Origin of the sequence: Alteraurantiacibacter buctensis, from assembly GCF_009827655.1 — a bacterium.
Taxonomy (GTDB): Bacteria; Pseudomonadota; Alphaproteobacteria; order Sphingomonadales; family Sphingomonadaceae; genus Alteraurantiacibacter; species Alteraurantiacibacter buctensis.
In genome coordinates this window covers 122,212-143,812 of sequence record NZ_WTYV01000007.1, presented here as the reverse complement: position 1 = coordinate 143,812, position 21,601 = coordinate 122,212, and the positions used below count along the sequence as shown (strand labels likewise).

The following is a 21,601-nucleotide window of genomic DNA, read 5'->3' as shown; positions in this document are numbered from 1 at the left end:
GTGACCGGCAACCTGACGGGCGACGTGACCGGCGACGTGACCGGTAACCTGGCTGGCAACGTGACGGGCGATGTGACCGGCAACCTGACGGGCGACGTGACCGGTAACCTGACCGGCGACGTGACCGGTAACCTGGCTGGCAATGTGACCGGTAACCTGACGGGCAACGTGACCGGTGGAACCGTGGCGGCAACCTCGATTACCACCCCCACCGTGGTTGGTTCGGGCACCAATGGTGCCCTCACCCTCGATTCGGGTGCTGGAACTAGCTACGTTGAAATCGACAATGACAGCTTGACGCTTCATGGTGGCACCAGTTCCACCACGGTTACCCTCACTGATGCCGGCATGAATGTGGCAAGCACCACTCCAGGTGTGGGTACCACCTTCAACGTCGACAATACCGGCAACGGAACGTTCACCGGCGATGTGTCGGCAGTTGACGGCAGCTTCTCCGGCAACACGACTGTGGCTGGAACGCAAACCGTGACCGGGCTGTCCACGCTGAATGGCGGTGTCCAGACCAACGGTGCTGACATCAACACCAGCGGCGGCGACGTGAATGCCGGTGCCGGCAACGTCACCACCACCACGGGTGACTTCCTGTCGACCAGCGGTGACTTCTCGACCGGTACGGGTAACATCACCACTTTGTCGGGTGACATTACCACACTGTCGGGTGATATCGTCACTACGACTGGTACCGTGCAGGGCAACACCGGTAGCTTCGGCACTGTTGCCGCCACCAACGGCACCATCACCACGCTTAACTCGACCACGATCAATACCCAGACCTTAACCGCTTCGGGCAACATCTCGGGTAATTCGATCACTGCGGGCGCTGGCGGCCTCACGGTCAATGGCACCAGCACGATGAACGGGGACGTCACTCTCGTAGGCGCGACAAGCGATCTCTCGGTCGGCGGCAACTCGTCGGTGGCCGGCAATTCGGCGGTGACCGGCAACCTCGACGTTGACGGCGCGACCACCACCGATGGCATCACCAACGATGGCACGCTGGTCCAGAACGGTAACGCGACGGTTACGGGTGACGTGACCCTGGCTGGTGCCACCAGCGATCTGGCCGTGGGTGGCACCGCCACTGTCAACGGCACCACCACGCTGAACGGGGCGACCACGGTCAACAACACCCTGAATGTTACCGGACAGACCACCACGGCAGGCATCGCCAACACCGGAACGCTGGTGCAGACGGGTGCGACGACCCTTAACGGCAACGTTGGCCTGACCGGCGACCTGACCCAGACCGGCAACCAATCGGTGACAGGTGATGTCACCCTGGTTGGCGCTAACAGCGACCTGAATGTTGGGGGCAACGCGACAGTAACTGGTGTTACGTTTGCGACGGGTGGTATCGCCACCCTCGGTGCGAACATCAATACTGGAGGCGGCCGCATCAACCTCGATGGCGGTGACATCATCAACGGTGGGACCATCACAACCGATGATCTGGTTGTTAACAACAGTGCAACTGTGAATGGCGCCACTACGCTGAACGGGGCGACCACGGTCAACAACACCCTGAACGTGACCGGTCAGACCACCACGGCCGGCATCGCCAACACCGGAACGCTGGTGCAGACGGGTGCGACGACCCTTAACGGCAACGTTGGCCTGACGGGCGACCTGACCCAGACCGGCAACCAGTCGGTGACAGGCGACGTGACCTTGGTCGGTGCTAACAGCGATCTGACCGTGGGTGGCAATTCGTCGGTGGCGGGTAACTCTGCGGTCGGCGGCACGCTCACTGTAAATGGTGACACCCAGCTCAATGGCAACGCCACGGTCGAAGGCGTGCTGTTTGCCGATGGCGGAATCGCCACCAGCGGTGCCAACATCAACACCGGCGGCGGCCGCATCAACCTCGATGGCGGTGACATCATCAACGGTGACAACATCAGCACCAACACCCTGGACGTGGTCAGCGATGCCACCGTGGGCGGTCAGCTGGCTGTTGACGGCGTGCTGTTCGCCAACGGCGGCATCGCCACAAGCGGTGCCAACATCAACACCGGCGGCGGCCGCATCAACCTCGATGGCGGTGACATCATCAACGGCGGCACCATCGCCACCGCCACGATCAACGCCACCACCACCAACACCGGCACCCTGGCCGTTACCAGCAACGCCACCATCGGCCAGGACCTGGCCGTGGGCCGCAACCTCACCGTGGCCGGCAGCGCCTCGGTCACCGGCAACATCTCGACCACTGCCGGTGACATCGTCACCGTCACGGGCGACGTGGTGGCCGGTGGCATCCGTCTCGACAGCTCGACCGGTCGCGTAACCGGCGTGGCGGCCGGCTCGGCGGTGACCGATGCGGTGAACGTGGGTCAGCTCAATGGCGCAGTAAGCACGCTCAACGCACGCATCGATACCGTCAACGCGCGGGTCGACGTCCTGACCGGTCGAATTGCGGGCTTCGAGGGTGATGTGAAGCGTGCCTTCCAAGGCGTGGCGATGGGCTTTGCCATGAACGCCGCTCCGCTCAACCTGGCCAACGGTGAGGGTGGCTTTGCTGGCGGCGCCGGTATCTTCGAGGGCGAAGTCGCCGGTGCAATCCGCGCCCAGTTCGTCACCGAAACCGGCTTTGGCATCGGCGCGAATGTCGGCTTCTCGAGCGACGCCGTCGGCGGCGGCGTGGGCGCCAGCATCAAGTTCTGATCCGCTAGCGGTTCGGTAACTTCAACGGGCGGCGGCCTTCTCCGGCAGGAGAGGGCCGCCGCTCTGCTTTTGGCGGCCGGCTTTGCGGCAAGTCCGGGCCGGGCCGGCGCAGAAGAGCCGTGCCGCCGGCATCCACCTGATCATCGCCACCCAGCGTCCTTCGGTCGACGTTATCACCGGGGTGATCGAACATGGCGCGGCAGGGGCCGTGACGCTGCCCCTCGACGGCGGGCCGCCTAGTGCGCTAATCGCCGTATTGGCCGCGCCGCTGCCGTATGGCACGGCCCGGCCCCATTATGGTCCAGTCCCGTGAACGGTTCCGTCCCGTGAACGGTCCAGCCCCGTCAGGAGACCTCTTGCTCGTGATCCGTCGCCATCACCTGTCCACTGCCGCCCTTGCTGCCACCCTGGCCCTGGCCGGCCCCGCGCTGGCCCAGCAATCGCCCGAAGCCGTTGCCGCTGCCGCCCTGCGCAGCGCGCCGGTGTTCGATGGCCACAACGACGTGCCCGAGCAGTTGCGCGACCGTTACCGCAACGTCATCGGCTCGTTCGATTTCAACGACACCACCGATGTGCCCGAATCCTACGGCAGCACGCGGATGCACACCGACCTGCCGCGCCTGCGCCAGGGCCAGGTGGGGGCGCAGTTCTGGTCGGTCTATGTCTCGGCCAACCTGCCGCCGGACGAGGCGGCGGTAACCACGCTGGAACAGATCGACGTCATGAAGCGGCTGATCGACCGCTATCCCGATCACCTGGAATTCGTCACCACCGCCGACGAAGTGGAAGCCGCCATGCGCCGCGGCCACATCGCCAGCCTGCTGGGCATGGAAGGCGGCAGCTCGATCGCCGGCAGCCTGGCCGTGCTGCGCCAGATGCATGCCCTGGGCGCGCGCTATATGACGCTGACCCATTCGCGGACGATCCCCTGGGCCGACAGCGCCACCGACGTGCCGCAGCATGACGGGCTGACCGACTTCGGCGTGCAGGTGGTGCAGGAAATGGCCCGCCTGGGCATGCTGATCGACCTCAGCCACGTGAGCGAGGCGACCATGCACGATGCCATGAACGCCACCGGCGCACCGGTGATCTTCAGCCATTCCGGCGCGCGCGCGGTCAACGGCCATGCGCGCAACGTGCCCGACAGCGTGCTGGAGCGGCTGCCGCAGGAAGGCGGCTTAGTGATGGTCGTGGGCCTGCCCGACTACCTGAGCGAGGACCTGCGCCAGCATGGCGCGCTGCGCGCGGCCGAGCGGGCCCGGCTTGAAACCCTCTGGCGCGGCCAGCCGCAGGCCGTCGCCGAAGCCCTGGCCGCATGGGACGTGGCGAACCCCGCCCCGCAGGCCACCGTGGCCACGATGGCCGACCATATCGACCATATCCGCAATGTCGCCGGTATCGACCACATCGGCATCGGCGGCGACTATGACGGCATGGCCACCGGGCCTGTCGGCATGGAGGACACCGCCGGTTACCCGGCCCTGTTCGTGGAACTGGCCCGCCGTGGCTATACCCGGCAGGACCTGGCCAAGATCGCCAATGGCAATATCCTGCGGGTGATGCGCGAGGCCGAGGCCTATGCCGCCACCCAGCATGGACTGGCCCCGATCGAGACGCCGGTGGACTAGCCTCAGGCCCGGAAGCTCGAACTCGGCGGGGCACCGCCCCCGCGCCCATTGCCCGTAGGGGCTCTCGGACGCGAAGCCGGGAGCGACCCACTACAGCCGGATTTCCTGCACGGGGTCGTCCTGCGCGACTTCCCAGGCCATCACCAGGTTGTGTACGGCCTTGAAAGGCTCGCCAGGATGGGACGATGTGCACAGGACGCGTATTGCATCGCTGCCAGGCCTCATCCGATAGCGGAACGTGCAGGATCAGCCGCCGGTAGTGTCCACCGGCACCTCGTCAATCGTCCGGTCGTTCGTAAGGGTGGGGATCAGCCAGACGGCGGACATGGCGATTACCGCCAGCGTCAGGCTGATGCCCAGCACCCAGCGGACCACGTGCGAGGTTTCGCCCGCGCGGGCTTTTTCGGCATCGACATGGGTTTCACGGCGAAATTCGGTCATGGCAACGATCCTCGTAATCCCTCAGGGGAAACTACGAGCAGGCAGGCCGCCGGTTCCGGCGCGCCATGCCATATGATCGTGCCGGTCAGTCGCGCAGCAGGTCGTTGATCCCGGTCTTGGCGCGGGTCTGCGCGTCCACCGTCTTGACGATCACCGCGCAATAGAGGCTGGGGCCGGGGGTGCCATCGGGCAGCGGCTTGCCGGGCATGGATCCGGGCACCACCACGCTGTAGGGCGGGACCGCGCCGATGTGGACCTGGCCGGTGGCCCGGTCGACGATCTTGGTCGATGCGCCGATGAACACGCCCATAGACAGCACCGCTCCCTCGCACACGCGCACGCCTTCCACCACTTCGCTGCGCGCGCCGATAAAGCAGCCGGCCTCGATCACCACGGGGCCGGCCTGCAGCGGTTCCAGCACCCCACCGATGCCGACGCCGCCGGAGAGGTGGACGTTCTTGCCGATCTGCGCGCAGGAGCCGACCGTGGCCCAGGTATCGACCATCGAGCCATCGCCCACATAGGCGCCGATATTGGTGAAGCTGGGCATCAGCACCACGCCCTTGCCGATGTGGCTGCCGCGCCGCACCACGGCGCCGGGCACCACGCGGAACCCGCCTGCACGGAAGCGCGCATCGTCCCATCCGGCGAACTTGCTGGGCACCTTGTCAAACGCGGGCGCGCCCGCTGCGCCGCCATCAACCACCACGTTGTCGTTGAGGCGGAAGGACAGGAGCACGGCCTTCTTCAGCCACTGGTTGACCTGCCAGCCACCGTTTCCATCCGGCTCGGCCACGCGGGCCTGGCCGCTGTCGAGCAGGTCGAGCGCGGCATCGACCACAGCGCGCACGTCGGCGCTGGCGGGGGTCACGCTGTCGCGCGCTTCCCAGGCCTGTTCGATGGCGGTTTCCAGTTTGCTGCTCATGATCCCACTCCGTTGATCGGTTCGCGCCTGCCGCTAGCCTGCAAGGGGCCTGGCCGCAAGCGTGCAGGGCCGCATTGATACAGGGCCACTTGCCAGCACGGGGGCGGAGGGGCACGTTCAGGCAAAGTTAGGCTTGCCGGCTGCAACTGGCCGCTGCCCCCGCCCGAGAGATCCAGCCGATGCCGCGCCACCGCAAGCTTGCCCGTGTTACCGCCAGTGCCGCCCTGCTCATGGCCATGGGCCTGTTGCAGGCCTGTGGCGGCAGCACCGGGGGCGGCCCGGTGGTGACCCCGCCGCCGGCCCCCACGCCCACGCCCACGCCAGCTCCCACGCCCACGCCAACTCCCACGCCGACCCCGACCCCCACGCCCACGCCCACTCCGGTGGGCTTCCCGCAAAGCGCGGTGCCCGCCCAGTACAACACCGCCGAATTCCGCCGATCGGACGGGCCGCAGCAGCACAATGCCCACGTGGCCTGGGCCGGCGGGGCTACGGGCACGGGCGTGACGATTGCCGTGGTCGATACCGGGATCGACGTGGACAATCCGGAGTTTGCCGGCCGCCTGTCATCCGCCTCCACCGACCTGTTCGCCACCCGCAACCAGCTTGACGCGACCGACGATCACGGCACCCAGGTGGCGCTGGCGGCGGCAGCGGCGCGCAACGGCACCGGCGTGCTGGGCATGGCCTGGAACGCCACGATCATGGCCATCCGCAGCGACGAGCCGGGATCCTGCGTCAGCGACGGCAACAGCGCCGCCGATGGCGACTGTGCGTTCAACGATGCCGATATCGCCCGCGGGGTGGACCATGCCGCTGCCAACGGGGCGAAGATCATCAACCTGTCGCTGGGCGGCGAGGGCGGGGCCACCGTGCAATTGCAGACCGCCGTGCGCAACGCCACCGCAGCGGGCGTGTTGGTGGTGCTGGCTTCGGGCAATGACGGGTTCGCCCACCTGGAGGACTTCGCCCGCCAGCTGGTCGCCCAAGGCAACGGCGCGGTGCTGGTGGTCGGTTCGGTCGACGACAAGTACCAGATGTCGGACTTTTCCAACCGCGCCGGGGCGGACCAGCAGTTCTACCTGGCCGCGCGGGGCGAGGACGTGTGCTGCACCTACGAGGACGGCACGATGTACGTGGACAACGAAGGGTTCGTCTATGTCGTGTCCGGCACCAGCTTTGCCGCGCCGCAGGTATCGGGCGCGGCGGCGCTGCTGGCGCAGGCCTTTCCCAACCTGACCGGGCAGCAGATTGCCGAGATCCTGCTGCGAACCACCTTCGATGCGGGCGATACCGGCAGCGATGCCGTTTATGGCCGGGGCATCATGAACATCGCCGCCGCCATGCAGCCGGTGGGCACCACCGCGATCCCCGGCGGGCAGGGTGCGGTGGCGCTGGGCGAGGCGGTGCTGGCCAGTTCCCCCGCCGTGGGCGACGCACTGGCCCCGGCCAGCCTGGCCACGGTGATTACCGACGAATACGACCGCGCCTTCGAGGCACGGCTGGCGGCCAGCCACGGCCCCGCGCAGCAGCGCCAGGTGCTTTATGGCGCGCTTGCCGGCGGGCAGCGCACGCTGGCGGCGGGCAATGCCCATGCCTCGATGGCGTTCACCGTGGACGGGTCCGGCGCGGTTGCCTCGCTGCGGCTGCTGCCCGGCCAGGCAGAGCGGGCGCGGGTGCTGGCCGCCAGCATGGCCATGCAGGTTTCACCCAGGACGCAGGTGGCCTTTGCCTATGCCCGCGGGGCCGATGGCATCGTCGCCAGCCTGCAGGGCCAGCAGCGCCCCGCCTTCATGGTGGCGGGTGACAGCCGGGGTGACCTTGGCTTCGTGCAGGCCAGCCAGGGCAGCCTGGCGGTGCGCCACCAGGTCGGCGCCTGGGGCCTGACCGCCAGCGCCGAGCGCGGGCGCACCTGGGCCAGCGAGGCGGAGCGGCGGCTGGCCGAAATGCGCGGGGCCGACGGGCAGGACAGCCGCCCGGTCAGCATCGTCTCGCTGGCGCTGGACCGGCGGCTGGGCGCGGTGGACACGGCGCTGGGCATCAGCCTGATGGCCGAGGACCAGCGGATGCTGGGCCTGGCCATGCAGCAGGGCTTCGGTCTGGCCGGGGCGGACAGCCTGTTCGTGGATGCCAGTGCCGGCTGGGCCTTCGCCCCCCGCTGGCGGCTGGGCGGATCGATGCGTGCGGGCCACACCAGCGCGCGCGGCGGTGGCCTGCTGGCGGCGGGATCGCGGGTGCGCACCAGCGCCTTTGCCTTCGACGTGGCGCGATCCGGCGTGCTGGCGGCGGATGACCGGCTGGCCCTGCGCCTGTCGCAACCGCTGCGGGTGGAGGGCGGCGGCATCAACCTGTTGCTGCCGGTGAGCTGGGACTATGCCACCCTGTCAGGCAGCTATGCCCCGCAGCGGCTGAACCTGGCCCCCAGCGGGCGTGAGGTCGATGCGGAGCTGGCCTGGACCGGGCGGCTTGGCTTCGGACAGGCGGCGGCCAGCCTGTTCTGGCGGCGCGATCCCGGCCACGTGGCCGCTGCGCCAGACGACAGGGGCGTGGCCCTGCGCTGGAGCGCCGGCTTCTAGCAGCGCCTCAGCGCATCAGTTCGCGGGTGAAATCCACCAGGCCCGTCTGGCGGGCGCGGCGCATGCGCTCGGCCTCCAGGATCGTGCGGACCTTGGCGTAGCATTCGTCGATGTCGCGGTTGACCACCACGTAGTCATAGCCGTCCCAGTGGCTGATTTCGGCCTTGGCTCGATCCATGCGGCCCTGGATCACCTCTTCGCTGTCGGTGTTGCGGCCGCGCAGGCGGTTTTCCAGCTCGGCAATGCTGGGCGGCAGCAGGAACACGCGCACCACGTCGGTCTCAGCCCGCTGGTAAAGCTGCTGGGTGCCCTGCCAGTCGATATCGAACAGGAAGTCATGCCCTTCGCGCAGGCCCGCCTTGATCTGCGCCTTGGGGGTGCCATAGCAGTGGCCGAAGACGCGGGCCCATTCCAGGAACTCGCCCGCTTCCACCATGCGGTCGAACTCGTCCCCGTCCACGAAGTGATAGTCCACCCCGTCCACCTCGCCCGGGCGCATGGGGCGGGTGGTGACCGAAACCGACATGCCGATGCCTTGCACCTGCTTCAGCAGCATGTGGGCGATCGTGGTCTTGCCGGTGCCGGAAGGCGAGGAGAGGATGAACATCAGCCCGCGCCGGGCCAGATCTCGTGCGGTCGAAGAGTCGGTCATGCGCGCTCATGCCGCCAAGCGGCGCGGCATTTCAAGTGGGCGGCAGCGTTCCGCCCACACCTGTGGCATTCAGCAGCTTCTCCGCCCGCCGCGCCTTGCCGCGCTGGTACAGGGTGTGGACCAGGATGCCGGAGCCGACCAGCAGCGCGCCGGGTACAGAGCGGGTGGCGATGGTGGAGGCGGCGGCGGTGAGCACGCGGGTGCCCACCGAAGGCTTGTGATCGGGCACGGCGGCGGCGGCCTTGCCCCGCACCATGCCCTGGTCAACCGCCCGCCGCAGGGCATAACTGCCGGCGCGCAGGGCGAGATCGGTGGTGAGGATGCGCAGCAGCGGGTGGCCGCCGGCCTTGGCCATTTCCTTGGTCTTCGGCTTGCGGCGCTTGCGGAAGATCACTTCTTGCGCCCGAAATCGACCGTGACCACGTTCGATCCGTCTTCCGCCACGACAGCGGGCGGGGTGCCCTCGTCGGGCTCGTCCACCACCGGGGGATCAACCTCCGTGGCGGCGGCCTGGAACTGCAGGCCGAAATCCACCGCCGGATCGACGAAGGCGGTAATCGCGGCAAAGGGGATGATCAGTTCTGCCGGGCGCTGGTTGAAGCTGAGGCCCACGGAAAAGCCGGTATCGCCCACCTTCAGGCCCCAGAACTTGTTCTGCAGCACGATGGTCATCTCGTCCGGGAAGCGTTCCTTCAGATCCTGCCGCAGTTGCACGCCGGGGGCGTGGGTCTTGAAGGTGATGTAGAAGTGGTGTCCGCCCGGCAGGACGCCGCCGGCAGCCTCCACCTCGCCCAGCACGCGGCCGACAACGGCACGCAGCGCTTCCTGCACGATCTCGTCATAGGGGATGAGGCTGTCGGGCATATCCTGGCTCATAAAGGGCTAGGTGGCTTTCGATTGGCCTGCGGTCAAGGAGCAGGGCGCAATTATCCTGCGCGCAACACCTTGCACAGGGGTGCGGGCGGCCTATAGGCGAAGGCCATGCGAACAGGCCGTATAGAGCGCAAGACCGCCGAAACCGCGATCCTGGTCGAGGTCAACCTCGACGGGACGGGCCGCTATGATGTGGCCACCGGGATCGGCTTCCTGGACCACATGATCGAGCAGTTCAGCCGCCACTCGCTGATCGACGTGACGCTGAAGGTGGATGGCGACCTGCACGTTGACCAGCACCACACGGTGGAGGACAGTGGCATCGCGCTGGGCCAGGCGCTGGCACAGGCGCTGGGCGACAAGGCGGGCATCGGCCGTTACGGCGAGGCGCACAGCCCGATGGACGAGACGCTGGTGCGCGTGGTGCTGGACATTTCCGGCCGCCCTTACCTGGTCTGGAAAGTCCGCTTCACGCAGGACAAGCTGGGTGAACTGGATACCGAACTGATCGACCACTGGTTCCACTCGGTCGCCCAAGCCGCCGGTCTGACGCTGCACGTGCAGCAGCTTTACGGCACCAACAACCACCACGTGGCCGAAGCCGCCTTCAAGGGCTTTGCCCGCGCCATGCGCGCGGCGGTGGAGCTGGATGCGAGGAAGGGCGGCGCGGTGCCGAGCACCAAGGGGCAGTTAGGTGGCTGAGGCCATTGCGCTGATCGACTACGGCGCGGGCAACCTGCATTCGGTCCACAACGCGCTGAAGGCCGCCGGGGCCGAGCGGATTGCCGTTACTGCCGACCCGAAAGTAGTGCGCGGCGCGCGGCGCATCGTGCTGCCGGGCGTGGGCGCTTTCGGGGCCTGCGCGGCAGGCCTGTGGGGCATCCCCGGCATGGTCGAGGCGCTGGACGAGCGGGTGATGGTGCAGGGCGTGCCTTTCCTGGGCATCTGCGTTGGCATGCAACTGATGGCCACGCGCGGGCTGGAACATGGCGAAACGGCGGGGCTTGGCTGGATCCCCGGCGAGGTGCGGCTGATCGAGCGGACCGACCCCGCGATCAAGGTGCCGCACATGGGCTGGAACGATGTGGCCCCCACGCCCCATCACGATGGCGCGGAATTGCTGGAAGGCGGCGAGGCCTACTTCCTCCACTCATACCACTTCGCCGCCGAGAACGGGCGCGATGTGGCGGCCATGACCGATCACGGCGGCGGACTGGTTGCGGCCGTGGCCCGCGACAACCTGCTGGGCGTGCAGTTCCACCCGGAAAAGAGCCAGCGCTATGGCCTGGACCTGCTGGCCCGCTTCCTGACCTGGCAGCCTTAGAACCGGACACGGAACCGACGCTAACCTCACCCGTCTGTTACGGGTGCAGGAGGACCGGCCATGACCAACTACGCCGCCGACCGGCTGGTGTTCGGGCCCCATGATGTTGACCTGTCGCGCTCGCCGCTGGCGGGCAGGCTGAACGCGGAAACCTATGTGCTGGGCGCCTTCAACCCCGGCATGGTGCGGCTGGCCAACGGCAACCTGCTGCTGATGGTCCGCGTGGCCGAGGCGCTGCGCGAGCCGATCCGAGACGGGCATGTGCACGCGATCCGCTGGCACGATGGCGGCTATGTAATCGATGCCTGGCCGCTGGAACTGACCGACACGGCCGATCCGCGCAAGTTCCTGCTGCGCGGCCACGGGTGGAAGGTGATGGCGCTCACCTCGCTTTCCTGGTTGCTGCCGGTGGAGCTTTCGGCGGAAGGGCTGGACGTGGTGGCAGTGCATTACGACAAGGCGATGGCCCCGCAAGGCTCGTGGCAGTGCTACGGGCTGGAGGATGCCCGCCTCAGCAAGGTGGGGAACCGCTGGCTGATGACCACCTGCTCGGTCAGCCCTGAGCGGCATTCCACCACGCTCTATTCCTCCGCCAACGCGCTGGACTGGCAGTTTGAAGGGATCGTGCTCGATCACCAGAACAAGGACATGCTGGTGTTCGAAGGGCTGGTGCAGGGCAAGTATTGGGCGCAGACGCGGCCGCTGGGCGATATCTACTTTGCCTATCCGCCGGGCAGCCCGTTCCATTCCGGCCCCTCGATCAACCTCGCCAGCAGCCCCGATGGCCTGCACTGGCAGCCGTGCCTGCACCCGCACATCCGCCCCCATGCCGGCACTGCCTCCACCGCACGGATCGGCGGGGGCAGTCCGCCGATCCTGACCGAAGTGGCGGGGCAGCGCGGCTGGCTGACGCTGTGGCACGGGGTGGAGCCGAAGCAGATCGTGGGTATCTATCGCACCTACTGGAGCCTGCTGCACCCGGAGCGGCCGTGGGAAGTGCTGGCTACCAGCCATGTGCCGCTGCTGGAGCCCGCGCCGGACCTGACCGAGCCCTTGAAGGATCTGCTCTATTTGCAGGACGTGGTGTTCACCACGGGCATTGCCGATGCGGGCGATCACTTCATCGTCGCCAGCGGCGAGGCGGACCTGGCGTGCCGCATTACCCATGTGCCCAGGGATGCCTTCATCCCGGCGGACAAGGGCGGCGCGCAATAGTGGAAATGTGGCGGGACTGCTGCTAGGCGCGCGGCCATGATCGTATTTCCCGCAATCGACCTGAAAGGGGGCCAGGTGGTGCGCCTGGCCGAAGGCGACATGGCCCGCGCCACCGTCTATGGTGACAACCCCGCCGCGCAGGCGCTGATCTTTGCCGAGGCCGGGGCCGAGCACCTGCACGTGGTGGACCTTGACGGGAGCTTCGCCGGACGGGCCGAGAACCGCGAGGCGGTAGAGGCTATCCTCGCCGCTTTCCCCGGCTACGTGCAGCTTGGCGGCGGCATCCGCACGCGCGAGGCGGTGGCAGGCTGGTTCGACCTTGGCGTGGCCCGCGTGGTGATGGGCAGCGCGGCCCTGAAGGACCCGGAATTCGTCAAGGACATGGCGAAGGAATTTCCCGGCGGCATCGTCGTCGCGGTGGACGCGAAGGACGGAATGGTCGCCACCGAAGGCTGGGCCGAGGTGTCCGATGTGCCGGTGGTCGACCTTGCCCGCCGGTTCGAGGATGCCGGGGTGGCCAGCCTCCTCTTCACCGACATCGGCCGCGATGGCCTGCTGAAGGGCGCGAATATCGAGGCGACGGTGGACCTCGCCCGCCGGGTGGACATTCCGGTGATTGCGAGCGGAGGGGTCAAGGGCCTCGACGATATCCGCCTGCTGGCGCTGCACTCGGTCGACGGGATCGAGGGCGTGATTACGGGCCGCGCGATTTACGAAGGCAAGCTGGACCTGGCGACGGCGATTGCGATGGCGGCGCGATGATGGAGCTCATCGGTCTCTTTTATGCTGTGATTGTTGGCGCGCTGCTTTTCGGACAGTGCAAAGTCGTAAATTGTGCTTTGCGCCAAAGGACGGCGGGAATGGGACGCTTCACCTACGAATTAAATGAAGCCCCTGTCGGCTTCTGGCTGATGTTGGCGCTCGAAGTTGCCGGTCTGCTGGCGGTGCTGCTCTATTTCGTCGGCGCTTTGGTGGCGATAATCCAATGACCGTTCGCATCCGCGTCATCCCCTGTCTCGACGTGCGCGATGGGCGCGTGGTCAAGGGCGTCAACTTCGTCGACCTGCGCGATGCCGGTGATCCGGTGGAGCAGGCGCAGGCCTATGACGCGGCGGGCGCGGACGAGCTGTGCTTCCTCGACATTTCCGCCAGCCACGAAGGGCGCGGCACCCTGCTCGATATCGTGCGGCGTACGGCGGAAGTGTGCTTCATGCCGCTGACCGTGGGTGGCGGGGTCCGCACGGTGGAGGATGCCCGCGCGCTGCTGCTGGCGGGCGCGGACAAGGTGGCGGTTAACTCCGCCGCGGTCAGCCGCCCGGAAGTTGTCACCGACATTGCCGAGAAGATGGGCAGCCAGTGCGTGGTCGCATCGGTGGATGCGCGCTGGGTGCATGACCACTGGGAAATCTTCACCCACGGCGGCCGCCGCGCTACCGGGATTGACGCGGTGGAGCACGCCATCAGGCTGGCGAACCTGGGCGCCGGCGAACTGCTGGTAACCAGTATGGACGGGGACGGCACGCAGAAGGGCTATGACCTGAAGCTGACGCGCACCATTGCCGATGCCGTCAGCGTGCCGGTGATCGCCAGCGGCGGGGTGGGTAACCTCGACCATCTGGTGGCAGGCGTGAAGGAAGGCCATGCCAGCGCCGTGCTGGCCGCCAGCATCTTCCATTTCGGTACCCATTCAATTGCCGAAGCGCACGCCGCCCTGCGCGCCGCCGGCCTGCCCGCGCGCGGCTAATCCTTTAATTTCAAATAGTCCCGCTGCGGGACGGTCACAGGTTCACCATTGCGGGAATCACCGGGCGGGCGGCATGGATTTTCCCATGGCATTCCGGTTCCTCATCGTCTTCCTGTCCTCGCTGGTGATCTTCGCCGCGCCCGTGGCAGCCGCCGACAGCGCGCAGGTGCCCGAGGCCAACACCATCACCCTGTTCGCGCTGGGCCTGGCCGGCGTCATGCTGGGCCGCCGCCTGTCGCGCCGCAAGTCCGACAAGCCCGACAAGTCTTGACGACTCCGCGCGGTCTGCCCATGCCGCGCAGATGGACACACTCGACCAGCTCGAAGCCGTAATCGCCGCGCGCCGCACCGCCGCGCCGGACAGCAGCTATACCTCCAGTCTCTATGCCCGTGGCCTGCCGGTGATCGCCCGCAAGCTGGGCGAGGAAGGCGTGGAGGCCGCCGTGGCCCTGCTTTCCGGCAGCGACGAGGAGCTGGTGGGCGAGGCGGCGGATATCCTGTTCCACCTGCTGGTTGCCCTGCAGGCCCGCGGCCTGTCGTTGGCCGATGTGCGGGCCGAGCTGGCCCGGCGCGAGGGCACTTCGGGCCTGGTGGAGAAGGCCAGCCGCACATGACCATCGATCCCGCCGCCGCTTACGATCCGAACAACATCTTCGCCAAAATCCTGCGCGGGGAGATCCCCTGCAGCAAGATCTACGAGGATGACTGGGCGCTGGCCTTCCATGACATTGCCCCGCAGGCCAAGGTCCACGTGCTGGTGATACCCAGGGGGGCCTATGTCTCGTGGGACGATTTCTCGCTGCGCGCCCCGGCCGAGGAAATCGCCGGGTTCGTGCGCGCCGTGGGCACGGTGGCGCGCGAGCTTGGCCTGGTCGCGCCCGGCTATCGCCTGTTGGCCAACGTGGGCCACCACGGCGGGCAGGAAGTGCCGCACCTGCATGTCCACCTGTTCGGCGGGCAGCCGCTGGGGCGGATGATCGCGGGCTAGCGCCTGCGCACGGCCTTTTGCCTCTGGGGGGGTTGCCCCGCGAGTCCGCCCCCCGCTAAGGTCTGCGGCACTATGGCTGAGGCACAGGCAATCGGTGACGGGTGGTTCGTGGGGCAGGTGCACCACTTCGGCTTACGCATCTATTACGAGGATACCGACCTTTCCGGCCTGGTCTATCACGCCAACTACCTGAAATATTGCGAGCGCGCCCGCTCCAGCCTGCTGCGCCTGCTGGGGATCGACCAGCGCGCCGCCAGCGAGGCGGGCGAGGGGCATTACGCCGTGGCCGAGGCCAATTTGCGCTACCTGCGCCCCGCCTTCCTGGACGATTCATTGCACGTTCAAACGCACTGTGTGGAACTGCGCGCCGCCAGTGTCCGTTTGGCGCAACAGGTGTTCAGAGGGGATGACTTGCTGGTGGAACTGGCCATAAGGGTTGGCTTCATTGCCCCCGACGGCCGCCCCCGCCGCCAGCCGGAAGCCTGGCGTGACGCCTTTGCCCGCTTCTACCAGCCCGCTTCGTGACGAAGGATAATTGATGACCCTGCTTGACCAGCTTGCCCTTGCTACCGGGGAACCCATCGCCCCCACGGGCCTTAACCCGCTGGAGCTGTTCCTGGATGCCGATATCGTGGTGCAGACGGTGATGGTCGGCCTGCTGCTGGCATCGGTGTGGGTGTGGACCATCATCGTATCCTTCACCATGCGCATGGCCAGCGTGCGGCGCGCCAGCACCGCTTTCGAGCAGGCCTTCTGGGAGCATGACGATCCCGAAGCCATGATCAGCCGCGGCAAGGCCGATAACCCCTCGGGCCGCGTGGCGGCGGCGGGGCTGACCGAATTCCGCAAGTCCACCCGCACCGGCCTGAAAAACCCGGCCCAGGCGCTGGACCGCATCGGCCAGGCGATGGAAGGGCAGGTGGCGACCGAGGCCGATGCCCTGGCGGCGCGGCTGGGCTTCCTGGCCACCACGGGTGCCGTGGCTCCCTTCGTGGGCCTGTTCGGCACCGTCTGGGGCATCATGAACAGCTTTTTCCAGATCGGGCAGCAGAACAATTCATCGCTGGCCGTGGTGGCACCGGGCATTTCGGAGGCGCTGTTCGCCACCGCCATCGGCCTGTTCGCCGCCATCCCGGCCGTGATCGCGTACAACCGCTTCTCGGGTGCGGTAGACACGTTTGAAGCCCGCCTGCAGCGCTTTGCCGACCGCGTCCACGCGCAGGTGAGCCGCGAGATGGAGCGCGGCTGACATGGCGATGAACGTCGCCTCTTCCGGCCGCCGCCGTGGCCGCTCGCAACGCCGGGCGCGGATGGCGGACATCAACGTCACCCCGTTCGTAGACGTGATGCTGGTGCTGCTGATCATTTTCATGGTCACTGCGCCGCTGCTGACCAGCGGGGTGCCGCTGGACCTGCCGGACAGCCGCGCCGAGGCGCTGGACCAGGACCCGGACGAACTGACCGTGGCGCTGGACGGGCAGGGCGCGGTGTTCCTGGACGATGCCCCCGTGCCCGAAGGCGGGCTGGCCAATGCGCTGGAACAGGCCGCCCGCAACGCCGGCAGCGAGCCGCCGGTGGTGGTGCTGCGGGCCGATCGGACGCTCGATTACGGGCGCATCATGGCGGTGCTGGGCGAGATCAACCGCGCCGGCTTCACCCGCATTTCGATGGTCAGTAACGGTTCATCGCAGGAGCCATAGCCAAATCCCATGGCCGAAACGGCAGCCCTTACGCGCGAGGAAACGGTCGGCCTGCTGCTGGCAGGCGCGGCGCACGTGGCGCTGGCCTGGGTGCTGGTGACCCAGCGGCCCGATCCGGTGCCGGTGATCCCGCCGGAACGGATCACGGTGAGTTTGGCGCAGGACGTGGCGCTGGACAGCACCGCGCCCAATCCCTCGGCCGATCCCGCCGCTGCCATGGCGCCTGACCTGGCCCCGCTGCCCGAGCCACCCGCCGCGGCCCCTCCGCCGCCACCGCCTCCGCCGCCCCCAGCGGTCAGGCCCACGGCGCGGCCCACTCCGCGCGTCACCCGCACGCCCGCGCCGGCCGCCACGCGGCGGCCCACGCCCGCGCCCACGGCCACCCCCAGCGCGCGGCCAACGCCGGCCCCGTCGCCCTCGCGCTCCGCCCGGCCGACCCCCGCGCCCACGGCCACGGGACGCAGCCAGGCAGCCACACCCGCCCCGGCGGCAACTGCCACGCGGGCAGGCGGCAGCCGGATCAACGAGAACTTCCTCGACGGCACCAGCGATGCCACCGGCGCGCAGGGGCAGGCGGCAGACCGGCCCAGCGCCGCGCAGCAGGCCAGCATCGCAGCTGCCATCATCCGGCAACTGAAGCCGCACTGGAACCCGCCATCGGGTGTCGATGTCGACCGGCTGGTGACCGTGGTGCGCTTCCGCCTCAATCCGGATGGTTCGCTGGATGGCGCGCCGGAAGTGGTGCGCACGACCGGGCAGAACGAATCCAACCGGCTCCAGGTGCCCCGGCACCAGGAACAGGCCATCCGCGCCGTGCGGCTGGCGGCTCCTTTCGACCTGCCCGAGCGCTATTACAGCGGCTGGCGGGTAGTGACGTCCAACTTTGACAACAGGCTGGCCCAATGACGATCAGATCGACCCTCGCAACGCTCTCTTGCGTCCTCGGCCCGCTGCTGGCGCTGCCGGCAGCGGCCCAGACGCTGACCCTGCCGGGGGAGGAGCTGGCTACGGTGGAAACCGCGCAGGAAGGCGTCAACGTCACCGTCACGGCGGAAAGCTGGAACGACCTGGGCATCGCCATCCCCGCCTTTGCCACCAATGCCGATGTAGCAACGCCCGCCAATTCCTCGGGCACCGGCGCGCTGGGGGTAGAACTGGCCCGCGTGGTGTTCAATGACCTGCGGAACAACGGCCTGTTCCGCCCCGTGGGGCCGGACAGCCTGCCGCGCCCGGGCTATGCCCAGATCACCAGCCCCGCCTGGCCCACATGGCAGGGCCGCAGCGCCGAGATGCTGGTGCACGGCTATGTCCGCGCCAATCCGGACGGGCGGCTGACCGTGGGCTGCTATCTCTACGACGTGGCGCTGGAGGACGAGCTGGTGCGCGAGGGCTGGGTGGTGACGCCTGCCGAATGGCGGCGCGCGGCGCACAAGTGCGCTGACCTGGTCTATTCGCGCCTGTCGGGCGAAAGCCCGTTTTTCGACAGCCGCATCGCCTATATTGCCGAAACCGGCCCCAAGGATAACCGCATCAAGCGCCTCGCCATCATGGACAGCGACGGGGCCAACCACCGCTTCATCACCAATGGCCAGGCCACCGCGCTGACCCCGCGCTATTCGCCGGACTACAGCCGCATCGCCTACCTGTCCTACCAGGACGGCAATCCGCGCATCTATGTCTATGACATCGACAGCGGCCGGCAGACGCTGGTGACCGAAAGCAGCAACCCCACCTTTGCCCCGCGCTGGAGCCCGGACGGGCGCTACCTGCTCTATTCGATGGCAATTGCCGGCAATACCGACATCTACCGCATTCCCGCCACCGGCGGCACGCCGCAGCGGCTGACAAGCAGCCCCTCGATCGAGGTGGGCGGATCGTTCTCGCCCGATGGCAGCCAGATCGTGTTCGAGAGCGACCAGTCGGGCACCCAGCAGTGCTACATCATGAATGCCGACGGATCGAACCAGCGGCGCATCAGCTTCTTCGGCGGGCGCTGCGCCACGCCGGAGTGGAGCCCGCGCGGGGACCAGATCGCCTTTACCCACATCGTGGGTGACTTCCATATCGCGGTGATGGACACGCGCGGGCAGGGAATGCGCACGCTGACCAACGGCTGGCAGGACGAGGCGCCCACCTGGGCGCCCAATGGCCGCATCATCCAGTTCTTCCGCTCGGGCCGCGGCAACGAGGACAGCGCCATCTGGCAGGTTGACCTGACCGGCGAGAACGAGCGGCGGCTGAACACCCCGCTGGGCGCCAGCGACCCGGCCTGGGGCCCCGTTCTGCCGTAAGAATGCCACGTTTCACCGTTAGCCCATCCGTAAGATGAACGAGGAGAATGCCATGAGAAAGCTGACCATCCTGATCGCGGCCAGCAGCGTGCTGGCTCTTGCGGCTTGCAAGAAGAACCCGCCCGAGGTTCTGCCGCCGGTGCAACCCAGCACCGCCCCCACGATGACTCCGGCGCCGACTCCGGCTCCCACCCAGGCTGGTCCCGTCGCCGGGTCGCAGGCCCACTTCGCCAATGCCATGGGCGGGCGCGACGTGATCTACTTTGACACCGACCAGTACAACATCGACAGCCAGGACGCCGCAGCCCTGCGCACCCAGGCGGAATACATGCTGCAGTACACTAATGCCCGCGCCACGATCGAAGGCCACGCGGACGAACGCGGCACGCGCGAATACAACCTGGCCCTGGGTGAGCGCCGCGCCACTGCCGCGCGCAACTACCTGGTCAGCCTGGGCGTGCCCGAGGCGCGCCTGCGCGTGGTCAGCTATGGCGAGGAGCGCCCGGCCGTTACCGCATCCAACGAACAGGCCTGGGCCCGCAACCGCCGCGCGGTGACGGTGATGATGCAGTAATTACTGGACGATGGTGCGGAGGCCGGCAACGGCCTCCACGCCGAACGACACGGCGGCGGGCGCTGCGGCATGGGCCGGGGCGCCCGCTCCGCTTTCCAGGGCGCCGACCATCACCACGCAGGCCACCATGGCAAACACGGAAACCGCTGCAGAAATGGCCAGTTGCTTGCTCATGGGTTCACGTCCGTACAATGCCTGGCGGGCAGATAGGTTAGCCAAGCCTTATTGCAATGCAACATTGGTAAGCAATTGTAACGCTGGACCTTGGTCCAGCCTGCTTCCAACGCCGCGCAGGGCTGCCTATAGGAAGAGGATGTTGACGGTGAGCTTAACCTGATGGCCCGTTCCGGACGGTCGATGGACTGGGGTTTTCCCCGCTGGCGCGGCTATGGCAGCAGCCGCGAGACGGCGCAGGTGCGCATCTGCGACCGGCATAACTGCAACGAACCCGGCAACTGCCCCGCACCCAAGAGCCCCAACAGCCGCGAACGGTGGTACTTCTGCGAGAAGCACGCCGCCGAATACAACAAGGGCTGGAACTACTTCGAGGGGCTCGACAAGGAAGAGGCCGAGGCCCGTGCCCGCAGCGAACAGCGCGACAATGCCGGCTATGCCGAAGCGCAGCACTATGGCTGGGCCGGCAGCGGCGATGGCAGCCGTAGCGCCGACGAAATGCGCGCGCTGGAAGTGCTGGGACTGGATCCCGATGCCACCTTCGAGGACGTGAAGAAGGCCTGGCGCGCGAGGGCCAAGGAACTGCACCCCGATGTGCGCCCGGGGGACGAAGCCGCCGCGCGTGCCTTCCAGGCCGCACAGGTGGCCTATGAAGTGCTCCGCCAGGCGGAGGAACGCCGCGAGTGGAAGGGCTGACCGGGCAGCGCGGGAGCTAAGGGCCGCCCGCGCCGGCCCTCCGTCAGTCTGCGATCACGCTGCCCACATATTTGCGGCCGTCAGCGTGGGTGGCGGAGAACACGATCGCCACCTCGTCCCGGTTGGCGCCCGACAGCGCGCCCGAGAATGCCCCGGTAAAGGCATTGGGGGTATCGGCAATCGTGCCGGTAATCCCGCCCGAGGCGTTGATCGTGCCGGTAAAGGCCAGGTTGGCCCGCTGCGTGGTGGTGCCGCTGATCGTATCGAACACCGCGACCGAACCGGTAATCGTGGGCGAGGCCGTGGCGCTGGCTGCCGGAACCACGGTAAAGGTCGATGCCGTGCTGCTGACGGCGCCCGCCGGGGTGGTGCCGGACGTGCCGCCAACCACCTGCGGAGTGCCGCTGAAGGTCAGGTTGCTGCCGATGGCAGTGGTAACGGTCACCGGCAGGGTGAACAGGCCCACGCGATAGCCGCGCAGGGTGCCGGCCACGCCGCTGCGGGTGAACGGATCGGTCCGCTTGTAAGTGGCGCGCAGGGTGTGGGTGAACGGCTTGTCGATGGACAGCGAGGTATCGTCGCGCACGTAGACGCGGCTGGTGGCCGTGGCGCTGGTCCGCTCCGAACCCAGGTAGGTCACGTCATCGGTCAGGTCGGGGAAGCCGAACACCACCTTCTCGGGCGAGGCAGTATAGGCCAGCCCCGCAACACCGGTGAGCCGCGAGGCATCGCTGAACACCTCGGCCCCGCCGGTGGGCGTGAAGTTGGCATAGATGTAGATGCCGCCGCTGGAGACGATGAAGTCGCTGGTGAAGTTGTAGACCACCGGCGTTGCCGTTGTGGTCGGCGTGGGCGTGGGCGTACCGGTGCCGGTGGGGGTGGGCGTGGGGTTGCCGCCGCCGCAGGAGGTCAGGACGGCGCAGCACATGGCAGCGCTCAGCACGAGATCGAATTTGCGGAGCACGTTGTTCCTGTCCGTTTATCAAGGGTCAATCGGGGACCAGCGCCCCGGCGTGTGCGGCTTCATAGCTGGGCCGGACAAGCATGGGCAAGGCGTTTCGCCCCCAATTTGCACGGCCCGGTTTGCCGCAGATGAACCGGAGCTGTCAAACGCG

General features: G+C 67.6%; 27 protein-coding genes. 20 read left to right on the top strand and 7 right to left on the bottom strand.

The window, feature by feature from the left end:
- From GRI99_RS15785 to GRI99_RS15780, 3 genes are all read left to right on the top strand, one after another.
- Positions 1-2,685, top strand: a 2,685-nt coding sequence (locus GRI99_RS15785) for a beta strand repeat-containing protein (protein WP_202393134.1), incomplete at its 5' end; no start/stop codon positions are given.
- A gap of 82 nt (positions 2,686-2,767) precedes the next feature.
- Entirely contained in the window at positions 2,768-2,998 is a 231-nt protein-coding gene (locus tag GRI99_RS18550; RefSeq protein WP_202393133.1) for a hypothetical protein, read from the top strand.
- A gap of 52 nt (positions 2,999-3,050) precedes the next feature.
- Entirely contained in the window at positions 3,051-4,313 is a 1,263-nt protein-coding gene (locus GRI99_RS15780; RefSeq protein WP_337192943.1) for a dipeptidase, read from the top strand.
- A gap of 246 nt (positions 4,314-4,559) precedes the next feature.
- Here GRI99_RS15780 and GRI99_RS18545 read toward each other — a convergent pair whose 3' ends face one another.
- A complete protein-coding gene (locus GRI99_RS18545; RefSeq protein ID WP_202393151.1) occupies positions 4,560-4,754 on the bottom strand; it encodes a hypothetical protein in 195 nt (64 codons plus the stop codon).
- Between the two features lie 85 nt (positions 4,755-4,839).
- Positions 4,840-5,679, bottom strand: a complete 840-nt coding sequence (gene dapD / locus GRI99_RS15775) for a 2,3,4,5-tetrahydropyridine-2,6-dicarboxylate N-succinyltransferase (protein WP_160773024.1) — start codon at positions 5,677-5,679, stop codon at positions 4,840-4,842.
- 179 nt (positions 5,680-5,858) lie between these two features.
- Here dapD and GRI99_RS15770 point away from each other — a divergent pair, with 179 nt between their 5' ends.
- Complete coding sequence (locus GRI99_RS15770) at positions 5,859-8,255, top strand: S8 family peptidase (protein WP_160773023.1); 2,397 nt, start codon at positions 5,859-5,861, stop codon at positions 8,253-8,255.
- A 7-nt stretch (positions 8,256-8,262) separates the two neighbouring features.
- Here GRI99_RS15770 and gmk read toward each other — a convergent pair whose 3' ends face one another.
- Genes gmk through GRI99_RS15755 form a run of 3 tightly spaced genes read right to left on the bottom strand, consistent with a single transcriptional unit; the run spans position 8,263 to position 9,783 of the window.
- Positions 8,263-8,907 carry a guanylate kinase gene (gmk, locus tag GRI99_RS15765; protein ID WP_237438396.1) on the bottom strand — a complete coding sequence of 215 codons (645 nt, stop codon included), beginning with the start codon at positions 8,905-8,907 and terminating at the stop codon, positions 8,263-8,265.
- A 31-nt stretch (positions 8,908-8,938) separates the two neighbouring features.
- On the bottom strand, positions 8,939-9,301 hold the full coding sequence (locus tag GRI99_RS15760) for a hypothetical protein (RefSeq protein ID WP_160773022.1): 363 nt from the start codon (positions 9,299-9,301) through the stop codon (positions 8,939-8,941).
- Positions 9,298-9,783, bottom strand: coding sequence for an SspB family protein (locus tag GRI99_RS15755; RefSeq protein ID WP_160773021.1), 486 nt, complete (start codon positions 9,781-9,783; stop codon positions 9,298-9,300). Before GRI99_RS15755 ends, GRI99_RS15760 begins: the two co-directional genes overlap by 4 nt.
- 105 nt (positions 9,784-9,888) lie before the next feature.
- Between GRI99_RS15755 and hisB the strand changes: the two genes are divergently transcribed.
- The 15 genes from hisB (at position 9,889) to pal (ending at position 19,616) form a co-directional block, all read left to right on the top strand.
- The gene (gene hisB / locus GRI99_RS15750; RefSeq protein ID WP_160773020.1) at positions 9,889-10,482 is read left to right on the top strand and encodes an imidazoleglycerol-phosphate dehydratase HisB; all 594 of its coding nucleotides are present in this window, start codon (positions 9,889-9,891) and stop codon (positions 10,480-10,482) included.
- Positions 10,475-11,104, top strand: a complete 630-nt coding sequence (hisH, locus tag GRI99_RS15745; protein WP_160773019.1) for an imidazole glycerol phosphate synthase subunit HisH — start codon at positions 10,475-10,477, stop codon at positions 11,102-11,104. The genes hisB and hisH overlap by 8 nt, the downstream gene beginning before the upstream one ends.
- A 60-nt stretch (positions 11,105-11,164) precedes the next feature.
- On the top strand, positions 11,165-12,319 hold the full coding sequence (locus tag GRI99_RS15740) for a glycoside hydrolase family 130 protein (RefSeq protein ID WP_160773018.1): 1,155 nt from the start codon (positions 11,165-11,167) through the stop codon (positions 12,317-12,319).
- A gap of 36 nt (positions 12,320-12,355) precedes the next feature.
- Positions 12,356-13,081, top strand: coding sequence for a 1-(5-phosphoribosyl)-5-[(5-phosphoribosylamino)methylideneamino]imidazole-4-carboxamide isomerase (gene hisA, locus GRI99_RS15735; RefSeq protein ID WP_160773017.1), 726 nt, complete (start codon positions 12,356-12,358; stop codon positions 13,079-13,081).
- Positions 13,078-13,308 (top strand): hypothetical protein, encoded by a 231-nt coding sequence (locus tag GRI99_RS15730; protein ID WP_160773016.1) that lies wholly within the window; start codon positions 13,078-13,080, stop codon positions 13,306-13,308. Before hisA ends, GRI99_RS15730 begins: the two co-directional genes overlap by 4 nt.
- Positions 13,305-14,063 (top strand): imidazole glycerol phosphate synthase subunit HisF, encoded by a 759-nt coding sequence (gene hisF / locus GRI99_RS15725; protein WP_160773015.1) that lies wholly within the window; start codon positions 13,305-13,307, stop codon positions 14,061-14,063. Before GRI99_RS15730 ends, hisF begins: the two co-directional genes overlap by 4 nt.
- A gap of 85 nt (positions 14,064-14,148) precedes the next feature.
- Positions 14,149-14,334: a PEP-CTERM sorting domain-containing protein gene (locus GRI99_RS15720; protein ID WP_160773014.1), complete on the top strand. Its 186-nt coding sequence runs from the start codon at positions 14,149-14,151 to the stop codon at positions 14,332-14,334.
- A gap of 31 nt (positions 14,335-14,365) precedes the next feature.
- Positions 14,366-14,677 carry a phosphoribosyl-ATP diphosphatase gene (locus GRI99_RS15715; protein WP_160773013.1) on the top strand — a complete coding sequence of 104 codons (312 nt, stop codon included), beginning with the start codon at positions 14,366-14,368 and terminating at the stop codon, positions 14,675-14,677.
- Complete coding sequence (locus tag GRI99_RS15710) at positions 14,674-15,051, top strand: histidine triad nucleotide-binding protein (RefSeq protein WP_160773012.1); 378 nt, start codon at positions 14,674-14,676, stop codon at positions 15,049-15,051. Before GRI99_RS15715 ends, GRI99_RS15710 begins: the two co-directional genes overlap by 4 nt.
- Positions 15,052-15,123: 72 nt before the next feature.
- Positions 15,124-15,576, top strand: a complete 453-nt coding sequence (locus GRI99_RS15705; RefSeq protein ID WP_160773011.1) for a YbgC/FadM family acyl-CoA thioesterase — start codon at positions 15,124-15,126, stop codon at positions 15,574-15,576.
- A 13-nt stretch (positions 15,577-15,589) separates the two neighbouring features.
- Positions 15,590-16,300, top strand: coding sequence for a protein TolQ (gene tolQ, locus GRI99_RS15700; RefSeq protein WP_160773010.1), 711 nt, complete (start codon positions 15,590-15,592; stop codon positions 16,298-16,300).
- 1 nt (position 16,301) lies between these two features.
- A complete protein-coding gene (locus GRI99_RS15695; RefSeq protein ID WP_160773009.1) occupies positions 16,302-16,751 on the top strand; it encodes an ExbD/TolR family protein in 450 nt (149 codons plus the stop codon).
- Positions 16,752-16,760: 9 nt separating this feature from the next.
- On the top strand, positions 16,761-17,657 hold the full coding sequence (gene tolA, locus GRI99_RS15690) for a cell envelope integrity protein TolA (protein ID WP_160773008.1): 897 nt from the start codon (positions 16,761-16,763) through the stop codon (positions 17,655-17,657).
- On the top strand, positions 17,654-19,042 hold the full coding sequence (gene tolB / locus GRI99_RS15685; RefSeq protein WP_160773007.1) for a Tol-Pal system beta propeller repeat protein TolB: 1,389 nt from the start codon (positions 17,654-17,656) through the stop codon (positions 19,040-19,042). The genes tolA and tolB overlap by 4 nt, the downstream gene beginning before the upstream one ends.
- Positions 19,043-19,094: 52 nt before the next feature.
- Positions 19,095-19,616: a peptidoglycan-associated lipoprotein Pal gene (pal, locus tag GRI99_RS15680; protein WP_160773006.1), complete on the top strand. Its 522-nt coding sequence runs from the start codon at positions 19,095-19,097 to the stop codon at positions 19,614-19,616.
- Here the strand turns inward: pal and GRI99_RS15675 are convergent, their stop codons facing one another.
- Positions 19,617-19,790, bottom strand: a complete 174-nt coding sequence (locus GRI99_RS15675) for a hypothetical protein (protein ID WP_160773005.1) — start codon at positions 19,788-19,790, stop codon at positions 19,617-19,619.
- Between the two features lie 162 nt (positions 19,791-19,952).
- Between GRI99_RS15675 and GRI99_RS15670 the strand changes: the two genes are divergently transcribed.
- A complete protein-coding gene (locus tag GRI99_RS15670; protein ID WP_160773004.1) occupies positions 19,953-20,486 on the top strand; it encodes a J domain-containing protein in 534 nt (177 codons plus the stop codon).
- Positions 20,487-20,529: 43 nt separating this feature from the next.
- Here the strand turns inward: GRI99_RS15670 and GRI99_RS15665 are convergent, their stop codons facing one another.
- The gene (locus tag GRI99_RS15665; RefSeq protein WP_160773003.1) at positions 20,530-21,450 is read right to left on the bottom strand and encodes a hypothetical protein; all 921 of its coding nucleotides are present in this window, start codon (positions 21,448-21,450) and stop codon (positions 20,530-20,532) included.
- Between the last annotated feature and the right edge of the window lie 151 nt (positions 21,451-21,601).

What these genes read in the sequence shown, in the direction of transcription:
- GRI99_RS18545 (WP_202393151.1), bottom strand. Translation starts at nt 4,754, where the DNA reads ATGACCGAATTTCGCCGTGAAACCCATGTCGATGCCGAAAAAGCCCGC.
- dapD (WP_160773024.1), bottom strand. Translation starts at nt 5,679, where the DNA reads ATGAGCAGCAAACTGGAAACCGCCATCGAACAGGCCTGGGAAGCGCGC.
- GRI99_RS15770 (WP_160773023.1), top strand. Translation starts at nt 5,859, where the DNA reads ATGCCGCGCCACCGCAAGCTTGCCCGTGTTACCGCCAGTGCCGCCCTG.
- gmk (WP_237438396.1), bottom strand. Translation starts at nt 8,907, where the DNA reads ATGACCGACTCTTCGACCGCACGAGATCTGGCCCGGCGCGGGCTGATG.
- GRI99_RS15755 (WP_160773021.1), bottom strand. Translation starts at nt 9,783, where the DNA reads ATGAGCCAGGATATGCCCGACAGCCTCATCCCCTATGACGAGATCGTG.
- hisB (WP_160773020.1), top strand. Translation starts at nt 9,889, where the DNA reads ATGCGAACAGGCCGTATAGAGCGCAAGACCGCCGAAACCGCGATCCTG.
- GRI99_RS15740 (WP_160773018.1), top strand. Translation starts at nt 11,165, where the DNA reads ATGACCAACTACGCCGCCGACCGGCTGGTGTTCGGGCCCCATGATGTT.
- hisA (WP_160773017.1), top strand. Translation starts at nt 12,356, where the DNA reads ATGATCGTATTTCCCGCAATCGACCTGAAAGGGGGCCAGGTGGTGCGC.
- GRI99_RS15730 (WP_160773016.1), top strand. Translation starts at nt 13,078, where the DNA reads ATGATGGAGCTCATCGGTCTCTTTTATGCTGTGATTGTTGGCGCGCTG.
- hisF (WP_160773015.1), top strand. Translation starts at nt 13,305, where the DNA reads ATGACCGTTCGCATCCGCGTCATCCCCTGTCTCGACGTGCGCGATGGG.
- GRI99_RS15720 (WP_160773014.1), top strand. Translation starts at nt 14,149, where the DNA reads ATGGCATTCCGGTTCCTCATCGTCTTCCTGTCCTCGCTGGTGATCTTC.
- GRI99_RS15715 (WP_160773013.1), top strand. Translation starts at nt 14,366, where the DNA reads ATGGACACACTCGACCAGCTCGAAGCCGTAATCGCCGCGCGCCGCACC.
- GRI99_RS15710 (WP_160773012.1), top strand. Translation starts at nt 14,674, where the DNA reads ATGACCATCGATCCCGCCGCCGCTTACGATCCGAACAACATCTTCGCC.
- GRI99_RS15705 (WP_160773011.1), top strand. Translation starts at nt 15,124, where the DNA reads ATGGCTGAGGCACAGGCAATCGGTGACGGGTGGTTCGTGGGGCAGGTG.
- tolQ (WP_160773010.1), top strand. Translation starts at nt 15,590, where the DNA reads ATGACCCTGCTTGACCAGCTTGCCCTTGCTACCGGGGAACCCATCGCC.
- GRI99_RS15695 (WP_160773009.1), top strand. Translation starts at nt 16,302, where the DNA reads ATGGCGATGAACGTCGCCTCTTCCGGCCGCCGCCGTGGCCGCTCGCAA.
- tolA (WP_160773008.1), top strand. Translation starts at nt 16,761, where the DNA reads ATGGCCGAAACGGCAGCCCTTACGCGCGAGGAAACGGTCGGCCTGCTG.
- tolB (WP_160773007.1), top strand. Translation starts at nt 17,654, where the DNA reads ATGACGATCAGATCGACCCTCGCAACGCTCTCTTGCGTCCTCGGCCCG.
- pal (WP_160773006.1), top strand. Translation starts at nt 19,095, where the DNA reads ATGAGAAAGCTGACCATCCTGATCGCGGCCAGCAGCGTGCTGGCTCTT.
- GRI99_RS15675 (WP_160773005.1), bottom strand. Translation starts at nt 19,790, where the DNA reads ATGAGCAAGCAACTGGCCATTTCTGCAGCGGTTTCCGTGTTTGCCATG.
- GRI99_RS15670 (WP_160773004.1), top strand. Translation starts at nt 19,953, where the DNA reads ATGGCCCGTTCCGGACGGTCGATGGACTGGGGTTTTCCCCGCTGGCGC.